The sequence below is a fragment of the Lelliottia amnigena genome, from assembly GCF_019047465.1.
Taxonomy (GTDB): Bacteria; Pseudomonadota; Gammaproteobacteria; order Enterobacterales; family Enterobacteriaceae; genus Enterobacter; species Enterobacter amnigenus.
In genome coordinates this window covers 3282884-3302836 of sequence record NZ_CP077236.1, presented here as the reverse complement: position 1 = coordinate 3302836, position 19953 = coordinate 3282884, and the positions used below count along the sequence as shown (strand labels likewise).

Here is a 19953-nt window from a genome sequence, read left to right as displayed (position 1 = left end):
AATGACACCGGGCTTTTTACTTTATTATTTAAAGACACCATTAATAATGGTGGTCACAATTGCGGTACTGAGTGCAATTAATACCAGATCGTCCCCCACTACCCGCCATTCATAACCTGGGTAAGATGGTAACTGGCCTAACATCGATGCAGGAACGGTTTTTTTCGCAATTCCTGGAGGAAGGGGTTTACCGCGTGCGAGATTTTTCGCAATACCCGGAGGCAGAGAGTCATAGCCTGTTAAGCCATAGTTTAATGCCAGATGACGGGCATGATCGAAGCTGACACGCACATCAACATCATCACTTACGTTTTCATTCGATTTGCCGGAATATTGATGCGCGTTATTCTGTTTATTACCGTGGTTGCCAGCGTTTGCATTTCCATGGTTGCCGCTATTACCCTGGCCACCGCCATTACCATTGCCCTCACCATTGCCAGGATTTGCCATTGCCGGAGCAGTAGCAAACGTTAAAGACAACACTACTGCCAGAGCGGTAGCGGAAAAACGATGACCAGACATGATTGCTGCCTTTTAGTGGTAGAACGCAATTCAATTATCACCTGGCGCCTAAAACAAACAATGTCTAAAACTCTTATTTGTGACTGGAACAAAAAAGCCTGTCATCGACAGGCTTTTATTTCATCAGGCATGTGCCACCGGCGTTGGATGTTCTCCGGCTTTGCGCAGCAACATGAGAAGATAAATAAACGAGACGCTGGCAATCATAATAAACAGCAGATTATCAGAATAACTTTGCATCAGCATTGAGGTAAAAGTCGGGCCAAGCAGGCTGCCGATGGTATAGCTCAGCAACAGCGCCTGATTCATCGCCACCAGCTGATGATGCTCTACTTTCTCGCATGCCCAGGCCATCGCGACGGGATAAAGCGTAAAGCCCGCCGCCCCCAGGATAAACAGCGCGGGAGCCATGGCGGCATTACTGAGCATCGCCAGACAACCCAGAATCACCACGAATACCTGAACGCGCAGCACCAGCAAGCGACCATAGCGATCCGCCAGTTTACCAATCGGCCATTGACCGACGATACCCGCACTCACCATCACCGCCATCCAGAATCCAATCCCGGCGTCGCTCACGCCCTGGTGATTCAGATACAGCGGCATCAAGCCATACAGTGAACCCAGCACAATGCCGGAGATAATACAGCCGTTGACGCCAAGACGCGCATGGCGAAGTCTTAGCATCGGCCAGACCTGCGTGGCCTCCTGATGCTCGCTGCCCTGATTCACAATACGGGTAAACAACAACGGTAGAATAGCGGCCAGTACCATGCCAGTGACCCACGGCAGAACGCTCATCAAATCGGTAGACAGTTTGCTGATCATTAACTGGCCCAGCACGGTACCGACGTAATAGACCATCATATACGCTGCCAGCAAACGCCCACGGTTGCGTGATGTACCGCTGCACATCAGCGCACTTTCCACGACCACCCAGATCATCGCGCAGCCTACGCCCGCGATAAACCGCCACGTCATCCAACTCCAGAACCCGATCATCAGGCCCAGGCCCACGCATCCGGCAGCGAAAATCAGTGAAGCCAGATAATAGCTACGATTAAAGCCAAAGCGCTTAATTAATTTACCCGTCAGCAATGTACCGAGGAGGTTGCCGGTAAAATAGGACGAACTCACCATCCCCACTTGCCAGGTCGGTAAGTTTTCATGGGCGAGCCAAAGCGGGACGAGCGTATTTAAAACCGCAATCGCCAGGGTCAACAAAAGCAGGCCACAGAGCAACAGCAGCACTGGCCGGGTATAGGTGGTCATGGATTAAAAACCGTGAGGAAGTGAAGATTTCGAGCGCATCATGCCACCAGCAAAAACAAAGTCAATCCATGGGTTTAGGGGGCTCGCACGATTTGTTCCCTGTCGATTTAAAAAACTTATCCTCCTTCCCGCTTCGCCCGTATGCATAATATTTATCTGATTGTTTTTATTAATTTATAAGACAAATAATTAACAGGGCTCAGTTGAAAAATTTCATGATAGAAAATAAAAAAGCCGGGGATATTTCCCCGGCTTGATATAACTAAATAAAGCTTTAGCTGGCGATAGCCATACCAACCGTCATATGCAGACCGTAGAACACCCCACGGCCAATGAGTTCTCCCGCCAGTACCAGCACAAAGGCAAGGGATAACACCGGTAAGGCAGGCTGGTATCCTTTGAGCTGAGGAATGACCCAACATGTCAACGCGAGAGCCAGCAGGACGATACGCCAGGCCATCAGCGATCCATAATCCGGCACCAGAGCAGAAGCCTGCTGGATTGAACTATGAATAGTGGCTAACTCTGCCCCCTGCATTAACGCCACAATCGCACTGATCACCAATGCCAGCAGTGAAACGGCAGGCAGTAATCGCATAGCCCAGCCATCAACACCCGCGACGCGCAACAGCAGGAAGCCCAGCAGCGGCCCGCCGATAAACATCGTCAGGAAGAAGCTCATCGGCGTCCAGACGCTGTACCAGGTTGGGACGGTGTCGATGGTGTTGTATACACGTACCATCATCCAAACGAAGACCACGCCCAGTACCATTGTCACAACAAGCCACAACGTGCGTAAGCCTGCGGGCAGTTTTTTCATCGCTGCCAGCAACCAGCCAAGCCCACCAATTGCAAAGAAGATCGCACCGCTGGCAATTTCATTACTCAGCGATGAAGCGCCAATGCGATTCAGCGAGTTGAAAGCCCGCATAGGAGATCCCAGATGCAGTGTCGAAGCGATAAAGCCGATGCCCATTAACACCCACAAACCAAACATGCTCAGCACCAGACGTTGCTGCTGTTCAGGCTGTAACTGTCCTTTAAGCAACGCCAGAGCGAGAACGATAAAACCGCCGGCGACGCACTGCCCAAAGACAGTGAAAATCATCAGCGGCCACTCATGCCATCCACTTCCCATTTTACACCTCCTTCGGATTGGCCAGATAGCCGGTGGTATCACCTGTCGGACGGCTATTGGCATTCGGTTTAATAACAATACTTGGCTTGGTAAAATGCGCTCCCGGTAGCGGAGCAACCGCTGCAAGCTGGCCGTGCTTCTGACGCAACTCGTCAATTGGACCAAAGTCCAGTGCGCGCAGAGGGCAAGAGTCCACGCAGATCGGCTTTTTACCGTCTGCAACACGGGAATGACAGCCATCGCATTTCGTCATATGCCCTTTTGCAGCGTTGTACTGTGGGGCGCCATACGGGCACGCCATATGGCAGTAGCGACAGCCGATGCAAACATCTTCATCAACGACAACAAAACCGTCATCACGTTTGTGCATCGCGCCACTCGGGCACACTTTGGTACACGCAGGATCTTCACAATGGTTACAGGCAATCGACAGATAGTAGGCAAACACGTTCTGATTCCAGACGCCGTTGTCCTCCTGCCAGTCTCCACCCGCGTATTCGTAAATACGACGGAAGCTAACATCCGGGGTTAAGTCTTTGTAATCTTTACACGCCAGTTCGCAGGTTTTACAACCGGTGCAACGACTGGAATCAATAAAAAATCCATATTGGGTTGTCATCGGTTACTCCTTACACCTTTTCAACCTGAACGAGGTTCGTGTGGGACGGATTGCCTTTCGCCAGTGGCGACGGGCGCTGCGTAGTCAGCACGTTAATGCTGCCTGCCTGGTCGATGCGATTTGCATCAGGGCTATACCAGGCCCCTTCCCCAAGCGCAACCACGCCAGGCATCATGCGCGGCGTCACTTTCGCTTCAATATGGACCTCTCCGCGATCGTTAAAAATTCGGATACGATCGCCGTTAGCGATGCCGCGCTTGCGAGCATCCAGCGGGTTAATCCACATCTCCTGCCGACAAGAGGCTTTCAGCACGTCCACATTGCCGTAGGTGGAGTGAACGCGCGCTTTATAGTGGAACCCTGTCAGCTGTAGCGGATATTTTGCCGTGAGAGGATCGTTATAGTTTTCGAAACCAGGGGTGTAGATCGGGAGGGGATCGATAACGTCGCCTTCCGGCAACTCCCAGCTGGAAGCGATCTTCGCCAGCGCTTCGGAATAAATTTCAATTTTTCCCGACGGTGTGGTGAGCGGATTCGCCTGGGGGTCCTGACGAAATTCCTTGTAGGCCACATGGTGCCCTTCGGGATCGCGCTGCTTAAACATGCCTTGCTTACGGAACGTGTCGAAATCAGGCAGTTCAGGAACCGCTTTGCGAGACTGCTCGTGCAAATAGCGCATCCATCCTTCCTGCGTGCGACCTTCTGTGAACTGCTGCTCGACGCCCAAACGTTTCGCCAGCTCAGTAGTCATGTCGTAGATGGTTTTACATTCAAACCGCGGTTTGATGACCTGGTCGGTGAAAATGACGTAGGACATGTTGCCGCAGGAGGCATCAAGGGCAAAATCCATCTGCTCAGAGGCGGTGCAATCCGGCAACAGAATATCGGCATATTTAGCCGATGAGGTCATGTGACAGTCGATCACCACAATCATCTCGCACTTCTTGTCATCCTGAAGAATGTCATGCGTGCGGTTGATGTCGGAGTGCTGGTTGATAATGCAGTTACCTGCATAGTTCCAGATCATTTTGATGGGCACATCGAGTTTGTCTTTACCGCGCACACCGTCGCGCAGCGCCGTCATCTCCGGGCCACGCTCAATCGCGTCAGTCCACATAAACATCGAAATACTGGTCTGTACTGGATTTTCCAGCGTCGGCATGCGCTCAAAAGGCACTTCATAGGAGCCTTCGCGCGCGCCACTGTTTCCCCCATGGATGCCCACGTTACCGGTCAGAATCGAGAGCATTGAGATAGCGCGAGTTGCAATTTCACCATTCGCATGGCGCTGAGGTCCCCAGCCCTGGCTGATGTACGCAGGCTTAGCAGACCCGATTTCGCGCGCCAGCTGTACGATACGCTCGACAGGGATACCTGTAATCGTAGAAGCCCACTGTGGGGTTTTCGCTACACCGTCACTGCCCTGTCCAAGAATGTAAGCCTTGTAATGCCCGTTTGCAGGCGCACTGGCGGGCAAGGTTTTCTCGTCGTATCCAACGCAATATTTATCCAGGAATGGCTGATCAACAAGGTTCTCGGTGATCATGACCCATGCCAGCGCGTTGACCAGCGCAGCATCCGTACCCGGACGGATTGGGATCCACTCGTCTTCACGGCCCGCGCCCGTATCGGTATAGCGCGGATCAATGATGATCATTCTGGCATTCGATTTCGCGCGGGCCTGTTCCAGATAGTAGGTTACCCCGCCACCACTCATGCGCGTTTCGCCAGGGTTATTACCAAACAGGACCACCAGCTTGCTGTTTTCGATATCTGACGGGCTGTTGCCATCGGCCCAACCGCCGTAGGTGTAATTCAGCCCCGCCGCGATCTGCGCCGAAGAGTAGTCACCATAATGGTTGAGATAACCGCCACAACAGTTCATCAGACGAGCAATCAGCGTTTTTCCTGGCGGCCAGGAGCGGGTCATTGTCCCGCCGAGCGTCCCGGTGCCATAGTTCAGGTAGATAGACTCGTTACCATACTCTTTAATCAGGCGCTGCATGTTGGTGGCAATCGTATCGAAGGCTTCTTCCCAACTGATACGCTCAAACTTGCCTTCACCGCGTTGGCCAACACGCTTCATCGGATACTTCAAACGATCCGGATTGTAAACGCGACGACGCATGGAGCGGCCACGCAAACAGGCGCGGACCTGATGTAACCCTTCGTAGTTATCATCACCCGTGTTATCCGTCTCAACGTATTTGATTTCACCATCGACAACATGCATACGCAGCGGGCAACGGCTGCCGCAGTTAACGGTACAGGCGCTCCACACCACTTTTTCAGCCGCAGTCTTCGGGGCAATAACGTCAGCCGCCGATGCTATACGTGAGAAGGGTAAGGTGAACGCACTGCTGGCAACGGCCAGGCCGCCAATCGCAGTCGTTTTGACTAATCCGCGACGGCTTACCTCGGCAGCCAGTAAAGCATCAGGCGCTTTGATTTTCATAAATACTCACTTTGGTTGCTCACAAAAAAGATGCGGCATAGACCGCTATATAGTTTTTTATATAGAGAAACGGTTATTCAGGCACATGATGTGCTGGGTTTCATTCAAAGGAGTATTACTACTTTAGGAGGAGCTGATATTGTTTCGAGTCAAAGCAGAGGCATAAAAAAAGCGCCCTCAGGCGCTTTTTATTTTAAAACAGATTAACCGATGTATTCCTGACCTTTCATGTAAGGACGCAGTACTTCAGGAATTTCGATACGGCCGTCAGCCTGCTGGTAGTTTTCCAGCACCGCAACCAATGTACGGCCTACAGCCAGACCAGAACCATTCAGCGTGTGAACCAAACGGGTCTTTTTATCAGCCTTGGTACGGCAACGTGCTTGCATACGACGCGCCTGGAAATCCCCCACGTTCGAGCACGAAGAGATTTCGCGGTAGGTATTCTGCGCAGGAACCCACACTTCCAGGTCGAACGTTTTGGTTGCGCCAAAGCCCATGTCGCCTGTACACAGCGCCACTCGACGATACGGCAAGCCTAACAGCTCCAGAACTTTCTCAGCATGGCCGGTCATTTCTTCCAGCGCATCCATTGACTCTTCCGGGCGAACGATCTGAACCATCTCAACTTTGTCGAACTGGTGCATACGAATCAGACCACGCGTGTCACGACCGTAAGAGCCGGCTTCAGAACGGAAGCATGGAGAATGCGCAGTCAGTTTGATTGGCAGGTCGTCTTCGTCGATGATTTCATCACGCACGAGGTTAGTCAGCGGGACTTCAGCCGTTGGGATCAGCGCATAGTTGCTGCTATCGGCTTCTTCGTCCAGCGGACGAGTATGGAACAGATCGCCTGCAAACTTAGGCAGCTGACCAGTGCCGTACAACGTGTCGTGGTTCACCAAGTACGGAACGTAAGTTTCGCTGTAGCCGTGCTGCTCGGTGTGGAGATCCAGCATGAATTGCGCCAGTGCGCGGTGCAGATGCGCAATTTGCCCCTTCATCACGACAAAGCGAGAGCCCGTCAATTTCACAGCGGCCGCAAAGTCCAGCCCTGCGTGCATTTCACCCAGCGTCACGTGGTCACGAACGTCGAAGTCGAATTCACGAGGCGTGCCCCAGCGTTTCACTTCAACGTTGTCGTTTTCGTCTTTGCCGACAGGAACGCTATCATCAGGTGTGTTCGGGATCGCCAGTGCAATATCACGAATTTCAGCCAAGAGAAGTTCCAGCTCAGCTTTCGCCTGATCCAGTTCTTCACCCAGTTTGTTCACTTCCAGACGCAATGGCTCAATATCTTCCCCGCGTGCTTTCGCCTGGCCAATGGATTTCGATCGAGAATTACGCTCAGCCTGCAGATTTTCAGTTTGTACCTGCAGAACTTTACGACGCTCTTCAAGAGCGCGCAGCTTATCTACATCCAGCTTAAAGCCCCGGCGTGCCAGTTTTTCAGCGACTGCGTCTGGCTCATTACGCAACAGATTGGGATCGAGCATGCTTATCCTGTGCTTATCGAATTAAATGAGGGAAATGTGACCACAGCCTGCGGCCACAGGGATACAATGCCAACATTACCGCAACGATCGCGCTAACGGTAGCGTTTTATAGGGCTATTTTGATCCTGTTCGGTAAGCCAGGCGAGCTTTTCGCCAATCTTACCTTCAAGACCTCTGTTTGTGGGCCGATAATAGCGCGTTTGTGCCATCTCCTGCGGGAAATATTCCTCGCCCGCGGCGTAGGCATTTGGCTCATCGTGTGCATAACGATATTCCTGCCCATAGCCCATCTCTTTCATGAGCTTAGTTGGCGCATTGCGCAGATGAACCGGTACGTCATAATCCGGACGCTCGCGCGCATCCGCCATCGCGGCTTTAAAGGCGGTATAGACGGCATTACTTTTTGGCGCACACGCCAGATAAACAATGGCTTGAGCGATGGCGCGCTCCCCTTCGGAAGGGCCTACTCGGGTAAAACAGTCCCAGGCTGAAAGGGCGACCTGCATGGCTCGTGGATCCGCGTTACCGACGTCCTCTGACGCTATCGCCAGACAGCGACGCGCAACATAGAGAGGATCGCCACCCGCTGTGATAATACGTGCGTACCAGTACAACGCCGCATCTGGCGCGCTACCGCGAACAGACTTATGCAGTGCAGAAATTAAATCGTAAAAACGATCGCCTTTATTATCAAAACGCGCGCTGCGTTCTCCGGCGATTTCCGTCAGCAACTCAGATTTCAGTACGCGTTTACCTGCGTCACCCAGCTCGGCCATATCAGCCATCATTTCCAGGGTGTTCAATGCCCGGCGCGCATCACCGTTTACTAACTCTGCGATCGCGCGGCGCGTATCATCAGGAAGAACAACATCCTGGCCGCCATAGCCACGTGCTTTATCTTCCATTGCCTGAGTGAGCACTTGCTCAATATCTTCCGTCGTCAACGACTTCAAAAGGTAAACGCGTGCGCGCGAGAGAAGTGCAGAGTTAAGTTCGAAGGAAGGATTTTCGGTGGTTGCACCGATAAAGAAGATAGTGCCGTCTTCAATATGCGGCAGAAATGCATCCTGCTGGCTCTTATTGAAACGATGAACTTCATCAACAAAGAGAATGGTACGACGACCCGCATTGCGATTTTGCCGGGCGCGTTCGATAGCCTCGCGGATCTCTTTCACACCGGAGGTAACGGCAGACAAACGTTCGACATCAGCATCGGCATAGCGAGCAATCACTTCCGCCAGCGTGGTCTTGCCTGTCCCCGGCGGCCCCCATAAGATCATTGAGTGCAGATGCCCGGCTTCGATAGCGCGCGGCAACGGTTTCCCGGGAGCCAGCAGATGCTGCTGACCGATGTACTGCGCTAAATTTTCTGGCCGCATGCGAGCGGCCAGAGGTTGAAACGCATTCTCAGAAAAATCGAGCGAAAGATTGCCCACTCACGCCTCTTACTTATTGCGTTGATCATCCACCGTTACGCCCTGCGGCGGGGTAAAGGTGAATTTGGATGCATCAATAGCGCCATTTTGCTGTGACTTAAGCTGATAGCTACTACGCTGCTCGTCTTGTTCCACAGCGCTAAACTGATTGATTGTCCCGTTGTTGCTCACGTTAATGGTGAACTGCTTCAGGTTACCGTTACTGGTCTTCGGCGTCAGAACAAAATCATCACCGTTTTGTTTGATATTGTACTGCTGCCAGTCACTGGCCTGGTTGCGCGCAATCAGCATAAACGGCGTATTGCTCGTCGCATCCTTCAATAATGTCGCGGTAGCCTGCTCGACAAATGGATTGTAGAACCACAGGGTTTTACCATCGGAAACCAGAATGCTTTCGTCTGGCTGGGTCATATGCCAGTTAAAAAGATTGGGGCGCTTAACCCATAAATCACCCTGACCTTCCTGCACTGCATTCCCGCTGCCGTCAGTCACTTTCTGAGTGAAGCTGGCATGGAAGCTACTGACTTTATCCAGGCGGCTTTTAAGATCGCTAGCGGCATCGGCCCAGACGCTGCTGGCAACAAAGCTGGTCAATAATGCTCCGACGATTGCGATTTTTTTCATTATCAGTCCTTAAATTCGTCATCCCGAAATGGGGTTCTGTCATCCATTCTGAACCTGCCAAACGGCAGGCAACAGAAGAAAATGCTTAATTTTTACTGTTTTACCCATCTTTGCAAACGATGACAAGTTACTCAAACGGTGGCGGAGCAAGTACCTCGCGGTTACCGTTGTGACCGGGCTCGCTCACGATGCCCTGCGCTTCCATCTGTTCAATAATACGCGCTGCACGGTTGTAACCAATACGGAACTGACGCTGCACGCCAGAAATGGACGCTTTACGCTTTTCAGTAATGAAGTTAACCGCCTGATCGAATAAAGGATCGAGCTCTTCAGCGCCGTCATAGCCGCCGCTGCCGCCTCCCTCACTTTCACTTTCAGAGGTGATACCGTCAACGTATTGCGGGCGACCGCGCGCTTTCCAGTCCTGCACGACTGCATGAACTTCCTGATCACGAACAAACGCACCGTGCACACGCACTGGCGTTGTCGAGTTCGGACCAGAGTAAAGCATGTCGCCCATGCCGAGCAGCGATTCCGCGCCACCCTGATCGAGAATAGTTCGCGAGTCAATTTTGCTCGATACGGTGAACGCAATACGCGTTGGAATGTTAGCTTTAATCAGACCGGTAATGACATCGACAGAGGGACGCTGTGTCGCCAGTACGAGATGGATGCCCGCAGCACGCGCTTTCTGTGCCAGGCGAGCGATCAGCTCTTCCACTTTTTTACCCACCGTCATCATCAAGTCGGCGAATTCATCCACCAGCACCACGATATAAGGCAGTTTTTCCAGAACCGGATGCTCAGTAGCCATGCTGTCGCCAGGCTTCCAATATGGATCGGGAATCGGACGGCCCATACGCGCCGCTTCTGCGATTTTATCGTTGTAACCTGCAAGATTACGCACGCCGAGCGCCGACATCAGTTTGTAGCGGCGTTCCATCTCATTGACGCTCCAGCGCAAAGCGTTGGCAGCGTCTTTCATGTCGGTAACCACTTCGGTCAGCAGATGCGGAATACCTTCGTAAACCGAAAGTTCCAGCATTTTCGGGTCGATCATGATGAAACGCACATCTTCCGGCTGAGCTTTATAGAGCATGCTCAGAATCATGGCGTTGACGCCGACAGACTTACCGGAACCTGTTGTACCCGCGACCAGCAGATGGGGCATTTTCGCCAGATCCGCAACCACAGGTTCACCCGCAATGTCTTTCCCCAGCACGATAGTGAGCGGCGATGGATTATCACGGAATTTCGCGTTATCCAGAACCTCGCGCAAATAGACGGTCTGACGTTTTTTGTTAGGCAATTCCAGACCGACATAGGGTTTGCCTGGAATGACTTCAACCACACGCACTGCCACAGTCGAGAGCGAACGTGCCAGGTCACGGGACAGGTTAGAAATTCGCGCAGCTTTAACGCCAGGCGCCAGATTCAGTTCAAAGCGGGTGATAACCGGGCCCGGAGAGTAGTTCACCACATCCGCTTTAATGCGGAAATCCGCCAGACGCGTTTCAACCAGTCTCGCCATTTGCTCAAGTGCGAAAGTATCGACCGGTTCCACTTCAGAAGGCGGAGAGGTTAACAAATCCAGCGATGGCAACGGCGTCGTTGGTCTTTGCACCGGACGGCTGTCACCATTACGCATCAGCAGCGGGTGAATCAAACTTTCCTGCGGTTGTGCCGGAGACGGCTGATGCTGCGCATAGTGCGGCGGTGCAGCGACAGGCTGCTGCGGCGCAACAGGTTGCTGAACATGTTGTGGCTGCGTAGGGGCAAACGACTGACGCGGTTGCTCCTGTTCAGGCATGACGCTCGGCGTAAATAACGGCGCACTCGGCGTATTATCAACCAAATCTTTTATTGGCGAGAATTCAAAATCTGACAATGAGAACGCATTCGCTCCCGATGGCTGATCGCCAGAATAACGTTGCTGCTGCGTCGCAGCGAACTGTCGTGCCAGCTCAGCCTCTGCGGCATCATCTTCACTGTCCTGGACAGGATAGTGCGACGCCTCATGTTGATGTTCTTCGCCGTAACGCTGATTTTGCTGCTCGGCAAACTGGCGAGCTAGCTCATCCTGATGCATTTCTTCAGCGTCATCGTAATCCTCTTCAGCCATTCTCTCGTCTGAAATTTGCTGAGAAGGAATTTTGATACCAAAGGAAGCAGACGCCAGTTCGCGGCGCGTTGGCACGCGTACACGGTTCGGTCGCGGTAACTGCGGCCCAATACCCTCTTTTACCTGAGGGCGTGGCGTAGCGCCTGCCGCCAGATTAAATACGGGTGCAGCAACGCCTGCAGCGGTTGTCGCATGTGAAGTTGCCTGCTGAACACCCGCCGCAACAGGCGCAACGCTGGAGGCGGCACCCATATCAGAAGCAACAGAGGGGGAAAATGCCGGCGTGCTGACAGGCTCTTTAGCCGGCTCTGGCACTGGCTGGTACCACGCAGCGAGCTGCTCACGCTCACGTGCACGGCGCTCTTCCACTTCCTCAAAGTAATACATCGGTGGACGAGACGGTTTCGTCTCCTCCACTACTGGCGCAGGCTCAACATCCTCCTGAACAGGCTCGACATATTCAGGCGCAGGTTGCTGATGCGGCGGAACGGCAGGCTGTTCATATTGCTGATAAGCCTGTGGTTCATAAGTCGTGTCAGGCTGATACGGTTGCTGCCAGTGTTCCTGGTGCTGAGCCGGAGTGTAACTTTCTGGCTGAGGAGCAATTGACGGCTCAGGCGTATGAACGCCAGGCGCGGTTTGCCAGTCAATGACGGGCTGCTGCAAATCCGTGTCTGCCGTGAGTACAGGTGCAGAAGGCGTGACAGCGTCCACTGGCGCAGCGTAAACCTGCGCTGCCGTGGTTGCCATTGCCGCTGTGGCAACCGGTGCCGTGACCGAATGGCCGTTTAGTAAAGGATCGTACTCATCATAATCGCCAGGCATTGCCCGATGACCGGAGAACAAAACGTCATCAGGATCGGCGGCAACACCTCTGGCGCTGTATTCGACGTGCTCTTCATCATCCATGCGTTTGCCGGAGAAAAGTGCTGCATCGGTTTTACGGCCAAGGGGATTTGCAAATTTTTCAGCGACGCGTTTACGACGCTCCAGCGCGCCTCGCATAATACGCGTGCGGCGTGACTCCCGACGATCCGCTGTTGACGATGTCTCTTCATCATCATCTTCGTATTCATCTTCATCAACCCATGTATCGTCACGACGCGTACGGTTGCTGGCGAAGGTTAAAATATTGAGGATAAAGTTGCCCAGTTTTTCGGCAATGCTGACCCATGACCATCCTGTAAACAACGTCAGGCCCGCGGCCCAGATGCACAGTAAGGTAATGGTGCCACCGCTGCTGTGGAGCATAGGCTTGAGTGCAGTGCTTAAGAGACTGCCGATCACCCCACCGGAGGCGAAATACCAGATATCATCGGCATTGATCGCTGCCAAACCGCAGGACGTCAGGATCAACGCTAAGGCGCCAATGAGACGCAGTGATACCGCAAAATAGTCGATGTAATCTTCGTTCTGACGGTGACGCCAGGCGAACCAACACCCCCCGACAATGATGACAGGTATGGTGTAAGCCATCACGCCAAACACGAAGAACAGTGTATCTGCCAGCCACGCGCCAGGAACCCCACCCAGGTTATGGATAGGCTCATGCCATGCAGTCTGCGACCAGCTAGGGTCGGAAGGGTTGAAACTGAGTAAGGCTGCCATCAACCAGACGGCAAAAAGGGCAACAAGAATCAGTAACGCCTCCAGGAGTCGGCGCCCGCTGCTTAACTTCGTTAAAGTGACTTCTTTGTCTTCAGTATATTCCTGGCTCAAAAAAGGCTCTCCAGGTATCAGGCATTTCCTGCCTGTTTGCTAAAACGGACAACAGCGCCGGGATACCCGGCACTGTTGCTGTATGGATTAACAGGAGTGTAATCAAATTACACTGATTTTGCACCTGTTCCGTATTAGCGTGTCTTAATCACCAGACGATTGCTCTGTTTGACTTCTTCCATTACCACATAGGTACGGGTGTCGTTCACACCAGGCAGTCGCAGCAAGGTTTCACCTAACAGTTTACGATAGGCTGACATATCAGGTACGCGGGTTTTCAACAAGTAGTCGAAATCGCCTGAAACCAAGTGACACTCTTGAATTTCTTCAAGTTTTTGTACCGCGGTATTAAATTGCTCAAACACATCCGGTGCGCCACGATTCAGAGTAATCTCAACAAAAACGAGAAGTGAGGCATCCAGATAATGCGGGTTTAACAGAGCTGTATAGCCCTGAATAAAACCCTGTCTTTCCAGTCGGCGCACACGCTCGAGGCACGGCGTCGGAGAAAGTCCCACACGTTTTGAAAGCTCGACGTTGGAAATACGCCCATCCTTTTGCAACTCATTAAGAATGTTACGATCGATGCGGTCGAGATCTTTGCCAGGGCGCTTTTTGCTATCTACCATTATTATTGTCTCTCTGTATTCCTTCCCTACTCCTGCCTGGACCCTTTGCACTTCACTGTTCAGAGTCTGTACCCGTTGTTTATCGCATCGCCTTTTATAATATGTACGCGATGCAGATTCGGGTTCTACGGTAAGAAGACCGTTGCCCAGAGGCTGCCATCGACATCACGTAGGGTATCTGTCCACACCCTGCATAATTTTCGCTGACCCGGTAAAAATGGCGTTTATGTGCATGCCTATGCGACACACCGTTAGCGCAGATTTTTTCTTCCTTCAATGTTTTCGCAAAAGCGCAGGGGATTGTCAAAGTAAAACATCGTTTTTTAGTACAACGTGCCAGTTATTCATTGCGGTCGGGTATTAATCCTCATTTTGTCGCCTTATAAACGACCGATTTTCATCAGAAATCGTTATATTGTTACGCTTTTTTCCCCGCGTCATTGCCAATGGCTATTGCACAAATCGTTTACAAAATTGCTGTGCTCTTTTTTTACGGCAACAAATTCCCTACAATCCGAGCAAATGTCTGCCAACACTAATGAGGATCTCATGGGCACGGCCAAACACAGTAAGCTGCTAATCCTTGGTTCTGGACCTGCGGGATACACCGCAGCGGTCTACGCTGCACGCGCTAACCTGCAACCGGTTTTGATCACCGGCATGGAAAAAGGCGGTCAGTTGACCACCACAACGGAAGTGGAAAACTGGCCAGGCGATCCGCATGACCTAACCGGGCCGCTGCTGATGGAGCGCATGCACGAGCACGCGACCAAGTTCGACACAGAAATTCTGTTCGATCACATCAACAAAGTTGATCTACAAAACCGTCCTTTCCGTCTGACCGGCGACAACGGCGAATACACCTGTGACGCGCTCATCATCGCGACGGGCGCATCTGCTCGTTATCTGGGGTTGCCTTCTGAAGAAGCATTTAAGGGCCGCGGTGTCTCTGCCTGCGCAACCTGTGATGGTTTCTTCTATCGTAACCAGAAAGTAGCGGTCATCGGCGGAGGCAACACCGCGGTTGAAGAAGCACTGTACCTGGCGAATATCGCCTCGGAAGTGCACCTGATTCACCGTCGCGACACCTTCCGTGCTGAAAAAATTCTGATCAAACGCCTGATGGACAAAGTCGCCAGCGGCAATATCGTGCTGCATACGCATCGCACGCTGGAAGAAGTGACCGGTGACCAAATGGGTGTGTCAGGCCTGCGCCTGCGCGATACGCAAAACAGCGATAACGTCGAATCTTTGGAAGTGGCTGGCCTGTTTGTTGCCATCGGTCACAGCCCAAATACCGGTATTTTTGACGGTCAACTGGCGCTGGAAAACGGCTACATCAAAGTGCAGTCGGGTATCCACGGCAATGCAACCCAAACCAGCATTCCGGGCGTCTTTGCTGCGGGAGATGTTATGGACCACATCTATCGTCAAGCGATCACCTCTGCGGGCACAGGCTGCATGGCCGCGCTGGATGCAGAACGTTATCTGGACGGACTGGCTGAACTGAGTAAATAATCTTTACAAGTCAGTAACAAACGTAAATAAAGGCGACGATAGGTCGCCTTTATTTTGCCTGGCATGTAACATTGCGAAGCCCAATTCTAATAATGTTACCTGCAAAGTACGCAATGGAAAAAAACCGTCAACAAGAGTTAACTCGCTGGCTTAAACAGCAAAGCGTTCTTTCGCGCCGCTGGCTGAATATTTCCCGCCTTTTGGGTTTTATCAGCGGTTTGTTGATTGTCGCCCAGGCATGGCTGCTGGCCCGCATTCTCAACCATATGATTATGGAAAATATACCGCGCGAGGCACTGTTGATGCCTTTTGTCGTGCTGGTGTTGGTCTTTATTCTTCGCGCCTGGGTTGTCTGGCTACGCGAGCGGGTAGGCTTTTATGCCGGACAGCAAATTCGCTATGAAATCCGACGTAAAGTGCTCGACAGACTTCAGGAAGCTGGCCCCGCATGGATTCAGGGAAAACCGGCCGGAAGCTGGGCTACGCTTATTCTCGAACAAATCGACGATATGCATGATTACTATGCCCGCTATCTCCCGCAGATGGCGCTGGCGGTTTTTGTTCCGCTGCTTATTGTGCTCGCCATTTTCCCAACCAACTGGGTTGCTGCGTTAATTTTGCTGGGGACTGCACCGCTTATACCGATGTTTATGGCAATGGTCGGAATGGGGGCTGCTGATGCCAACCGGCGCAATTTCCTTGCGCTCGGCCGCCTGAGCGGACATTTCCTTGACCGACTGCGTGGGATGGAAACCCTGCGCGTCTTTGGCCGTGGTGAAGCCGAAATTGACAATATTCGCCTCGCGTCACAGGATTTCCGCCAGCGCACAATGGAAGTGCTGCGTATGGCCTTCCTCTCCTCCGGCGTACTTGAATTCTTTACGTCGCTTTCGATTGCCCTGGTGGCCGTTTACTTCGGTTTCTCGTATCTCGGCGCGCTCGATTTTGGTCACTACGGCACGGCAGTAACGCTGTCTGCTGGTTTCCTCGCGCTCATTCTGGCACCCGAATTTTTCCAGCCGCTGCGCGATTTGGGGACGTTTTATCACGCCAAAGCGCAGGCCGTTGGCGCCGCTGACAGCCTGAAAACCTTCCTTGAAACGCCGCTGGCCCATCCCGAACGCGGTGACGTCACGCTCAACGGTAAGGAGCCAGTCACTCTTGAAGCCCATGACTTTTCTGTGCTTTCGCCAGAAGGCAAAGTGCTCGCTGGTCCGCTCAACTTCACGCTTGCTGCGGGTCAGCGCGTCGTTTTAGTCGGCACGAGCGGTTCAGGAAAAAGCTCGTTGCTGAATGCGTTATCCGGATTTATGGCGTACACCGGTTCGTTGCAGGTCAATCGAACCGAATTGCGCTCGCTTGAGCCCGATGCCTGGCGCAAACAGTTGAGCTGGGTGGGGCAAAACCCACAGCTACCTGCTTCTACGCTGCGCGAGAACGTCTTACTGGCGCGTCCCGATGCGCATGAAGATGAGCTCAAATCGGTGCTCGATCGCGCCTGGGTTAGCGAGTTCCTGCCGGGTCTGCCAAACGGCGTTGATACCGTGGTGGGCGATCAGTCCGCAGGACTTTCCGTTGGCCAGGCACAGCGTATCGCCGTGGCGCGTGCCCTGCTTAACGCAAGCCAGCTGATGTTGCTCGACGAACCCGCCGCCAGCCTGGATGCCCACAGCGAGCAACGTGTTATGCAGGCGCTCAATGACGCGTCAAAGCAGCAGACGACGCTCATGGTGACGCACCAACTGGAAGGCATTGCCGAATGGGATCAGATTTGGGTGATGGAAAACGGCCATATTGTTGAGCAAGGCGATTACGCAACGCTCGCTGCCGCTCAGGGGCCCTTTGCGGCTCTGCTGGCGAATCGTCAGGAGGATATTTAATGCGTGCCCTACTCCCGTATCTCGCGCTTTATAAACGCCATAAATGGATGCTCACGCTCGGCGTTGTGCTCGCCATTTTAACGCTTCTGGCAAGCATTGGCCTGCTGACGCTCTCTGGCTGGTTCCTGTCCGCGTCTGCCGTTGCAGGCTTTGCCGGATTATACAGCTTCAACTATATGCTGCCCGCTGCGGGCGTTCGTGGCACGGCTATCGCGCGCACCGCAGGTCGATATTTTGAGCGTCTGGTCAGCCACGACGCGACTTTCCGTGTCCTGCAGCATCTGCGTATTTTCACGTTCAGCAAGCTGCTGCCGCTCTCTCCTGCCGGGCTGGCGCGTTTTCGTCAGGGTGATTTACTAAACCGCGTCGTCGCTGACGTCGATACGCTGGATCACCTTTACCTGCGCGTGATTTCCCCGCTGGTAGGTGCTTTTGTGGTGATCGCCGTTGTCACGCTGGGGCTTTGTATGCTTGATGTGCCGATCGCTCTCACGCTCGGCGGCATAATGTTACTCACGCTTCTCTTGTTGCCACCGCTATTTTATCGCGCGGGCAAAGCAACGGGTGAAAAACTCACGCGTTTGCGTGGGGACTATCGTCAGCAGTTAACATCATGGCTGCAAGGCCAGGCCGAATTAACCATTTTTGGTGCCAGCCGACGCTATCGTGCCCGGATGGAAAGCACTGAGCTGAGCTGGCATGAAGCTCAGCGCAGACAATCGGAGCTGACGGCGCTCTCTCAGGCGTTGATGCTGTTGATTGGCGGTTTCGCTGTGATTGCAATGCTGTGGATGGCCGCCGGAGGCGTGGGGGGAAATACCCAGCCCGGCGCGCTAATTGCTCTGTTCGTCTTTTGTGCACTTGCAGCATTTGAGGCGCTCGCGCCTGTGACCGGCGCATTCCAGCACCTTGGCCAGGTTATTGCGTCTGCGGTGCGCATCACGCAGATCGTTGAGCAAACGCCGGAAGTCCAGTTCAAGGAAGGTCACTCAGTCGTGCCAGACAGCATCGCTGTGCAGCTGACAGAGGTGACGTTTGCCTACGAGGGACAAACGCAAAATGCGCTTGATGGAATTAATCTGACTGTCCAGGCGGGGCAGCATGTCGCCATTCTTGGCCGAACGGGCTGTGGTAAATCGACGCTTTTACAGCTGCTGACCCGTGCGTGGGATCCGCGCCAGGGACAGATTCTTTTTAATACCACACCCCTGACCGATTTTAACGAGCAGACGCTGCGCAAAATCGTCAGCGTTGTACCGCAGCGCGTTCATCTCTTTAGCGCAACTCTGCGCGACAATTTACTGCTGGCCTCCCCTACCGCTTCTGATGAAGCGTTGTGCGCTGTTCTCGAACAAGTGGGTTTACACAAGCTGCTTGAGGATGACGGTTTGAACGCCTGGCTTGGCGAAGGAGGACGCCAGCTTTCCGGTGGTGAATTGCGCCGTCTGGCAGTAGCAAGAGCATTACTGCATGATGCCCCCTTCATGTTATTGGATGAACCGACAGAAGGGCTCGACGCAACCACTGAAAGTCAAATTCTTGATTTACTGGCGCAAACCATGAAAAACAAAACCGTGCTGATGGTGACTCACCGCCTGCGCGGGCTGGCGAATTTTGATCAAATAATTGTCATGGACAACGGACAGATTATTGAGCAAGGTAGTCACGCAGAATTGTTCGCGAAACAGGGTCGTTATTACCAGTTTAAACAACGTCTGTAGACTATATTTGAACCGATCCTAACTCGCGTATTGGAGTTCTGTTGTCATGCGCCTGGTCCAGCTTTCTCGTCATAACATTGCGTTCCCTCCGCCAGAGGGAGCGCTACGTGAACCCAATGGGCTACTCGCACTCGGCGGGGATTTAAGCCCGGCACGCCTGTTAATGGCCTACCAGCGCGGAATTTTCCCGTGGTTTTCACCCGGCGATCCCATTTTGTGGTGGTCACCCGATCCCCGCGCGATACTGGAGCCATCACAGTTTCACCTCAGCCGCAGCATGAAGCGCTTTCATGCCAAATCATCCTACCGCGTCACGCTTAATTATGCTTTTGGGCAGGTTATTGAGGGCTGCGCTGCGGATCGCGATGAAGGCACCTGGATTACCCACGATATTATCAATGCCTATCTTCGTTTACATGAGCTGGGCTATGCGCACTCGATTGAAGTCTGGGACAATGACACGCTGGTGGGGGGAATGTATGGCGTGGCGCAAGGGACATTATTTTGCGGTGAATCGATGTTTAGTCGCGCGATTAACGCCTCTAAAACCGCGCTGCTGGTTTTTTGTCAGGAGTTTTCCCTGCGCGGTGGTCAACTGATGGATTGTCAGGTGCTCAACGAACACACGGCGTCACTAGGTGCGGTTGAAATTACGCGTCGCCATTACCTCGACCAACTGGACAAGCTGCGCCTGCAAAAGCTCCCACAGAACTTTTGGGTGCCGAGAACACTCTTTATGCCTCAGGTGTAAATGTTTTCCGCCCATTTTTGATGAGGAGTGTTATAATTGGTGCCGCAGAGT

The 19953-nt window shown here is 52.9% G+C and carries 14 protein-coding genes; 4 read left to right on the top strand and 10 right to left on the bottom strand.

What is annotated here, in order from left to right; all coding sequences use genetic code 11:
* Positions 1 to 24: 24 nt before the first annotated feature.
* The 10 genes from I6L74_RS15445 to lrp all read right to left on the bottom strand — a co-directional run bounded on the left by I6L74_RS15445 (position 25) and on the right by lrp (position 14032).
* Positions 25 to 522 (bottom strand): anti-virulence regulator CigR family protein, encoded by a 498-nt coding sequence (locus I6L74_RS15445; RefSeq protein WP_059178458.1) that lies wholly within the window; start codon positions 520 to 522, stop codon positions 25 to 27.
* 123 nt (positions 523 to 645) lie between these two features.
* Positions 646 to 1794 (bottom strand): MFS transporter, encoded by a 1149-nt coding sequence (locus tag I6L74_RS15440; protein WP_059178459.1) that lies wholly within the window; start codon positions 1792 to 1794, stop codon positions 646 to 648.
* 274 nt (positions 1795 to 2068) lie between these two features.
* Positions 2069 to 2932, bottom strand: coding sequence for a dimethyl sulfoxide reductase anchor subunit family protein (locus I6L74_RS15435; protein ID WP_059178460.1), 864 nt, complete (start codon positions 2930 to 2932; stop codon positions 2069 to 2071).
* Between the two features lies 1 nt (position 2933).
* Complete coding sequence (locus I6L74_RS15430; RefSeq protein ID WP_059178461.1) at positions 2934 to 3551, bottom strand: DMSO/selenate family reductase complex B subunit; 618 nt, start codon at positions 3549 to 3551, stop codon at positions 2934 to 2936.
* Between the two features lie 10 nt (positions 3552 to 3561).
* A complete protein-coding gene (dmsA, locus tag I6L74_RS15425) occupies positions 3562 to 6006 on the bottom strand; it encodes a dimethylsulfoxide reductase subunit A (protein ID WP_059178462.1) in 2445 nt (814 codons plus the stop codon).
* 203 nt (positions 6007 to 6209) lie between these two features.
* A complete protein-coding gene (serS, locus tag I6L74_RS15420; protein ID WP_059178463.1) occupies positions 6210 to 7502 on the bottom strand; it encodes a serine--tRNA ligase in 1293 nt (430 codons plus the stop codon).
* A gap of 92 nt (positions 7503 to 7594) precedes the next feature.
* A complete protein-coding gene (gene rarA, locus I6L74_RS15415) occupies positions 7595 to 8938 on the bottom strand; it encodes a replication-associated recombination protein RarA (RefSeq protein WP_059178464.1) in 1344 nt (447 codons plus the stop codon).
* A gap of 9 nt (positions 8939 to 8947) precedes the next feature.
* Positions 8948 to 9562 carry an outer membrane lipoprotein periplasmic chaperone LolA gene (gene lolA, locus I6L74_RS15410; protein WP_059178465.1) on the bottom strand — a complete coding sequence of 205 codons (615 nt, stop codon included), beginning with the start codon at positions 9560 to 9562 and terminating at the stop codon, positions 8948 to 8950.
* Between the two features lie 127 nt (positions 9563 to 9689).
* Complete coding sequence (locus I6L74_RS15405; protein WP_059178466.1) at positions 9690 to 13403, bottom strand: DNA translocase FtsK; 3714 nt, start codon at positions 13401 to 13403, stop codon at positions 9690 to 9692.
* A gap of 134 nt (positions 13404 to 13537) precedes the next feature.
* Positions 13538 to 14032, bottom strand: coding sequence for a leucine-responsive transcriptional regulator Lrp (gene lrp / locus I6L74_RS15400; protein WP_000228473.1), 495 nt, complete (start codon positions 14030 to 14032; stop codon positions 13538 to 13540).
* A 549-nt stretch (positions 14033 to 14581) separates the two neighbouring features.
* Here lrp and trxB point away from each other — a divergent pair.
* The 4 genes from trxB to aat all read left to right on the top strand — a co-directional run bounded on the left by trxB (position 14582) and on the right by aat (position 19902).
* The gene (gene trxB / locus I6L74_RS15395) at positions 14582 to 15550 is read left to right on the top strand and encodes a thioredoxin-disulfide reductase (RefSeq protein ID WP_059178467.1); all 969 of its coding nucleotides are present in this window, start codon (positions 14582 to 14584) and stop codon (positions 15548 to 15550) included.
* 113 nt (positions 15551 to 15663) lie between these two features.
* Positions 15664 to 17430, top strand: coding sequence for a heme ABC transporter permease/ATP-binding protein CydD (gene cydD, locus I6L74_RS15390; protein ID WP_059178468.1), 1767 nt, complete (start codon positions 15664 to 15666; stop codon positions 17428 to 17430).
* Positions 17430 to 19151 (top strand): heme ABC transporter ATP-binding protein/permease CydC, encoded by a 1722-nt coding sequence (gene cydC / locus I6L74_RS15385; protein WP_059178469.1) that lies wholly within the window; start codon positions 17430 to 17432, stop codon positions 19149 to 19151. The genes cydD and cydC overlap by 1 nt, the downstream gene beginning before the upstream one ends.
* Before the next feature lie 46 nt (positions 19152 to 19197).
* On the top strand, positions 19198 to 19902 hold the full coding sequence (gene aat, locus I6L74_RS15380) for a leucyl/phenylalanyl-tRNA--protein transferase (protein WP_059178470.1): 705 nt from the start codon (positions 19198 to 19200) through the stop codon (positions 19900 to 19902).
* Positions 19903 to 19953: the final 51 nt, after the last annotated feature.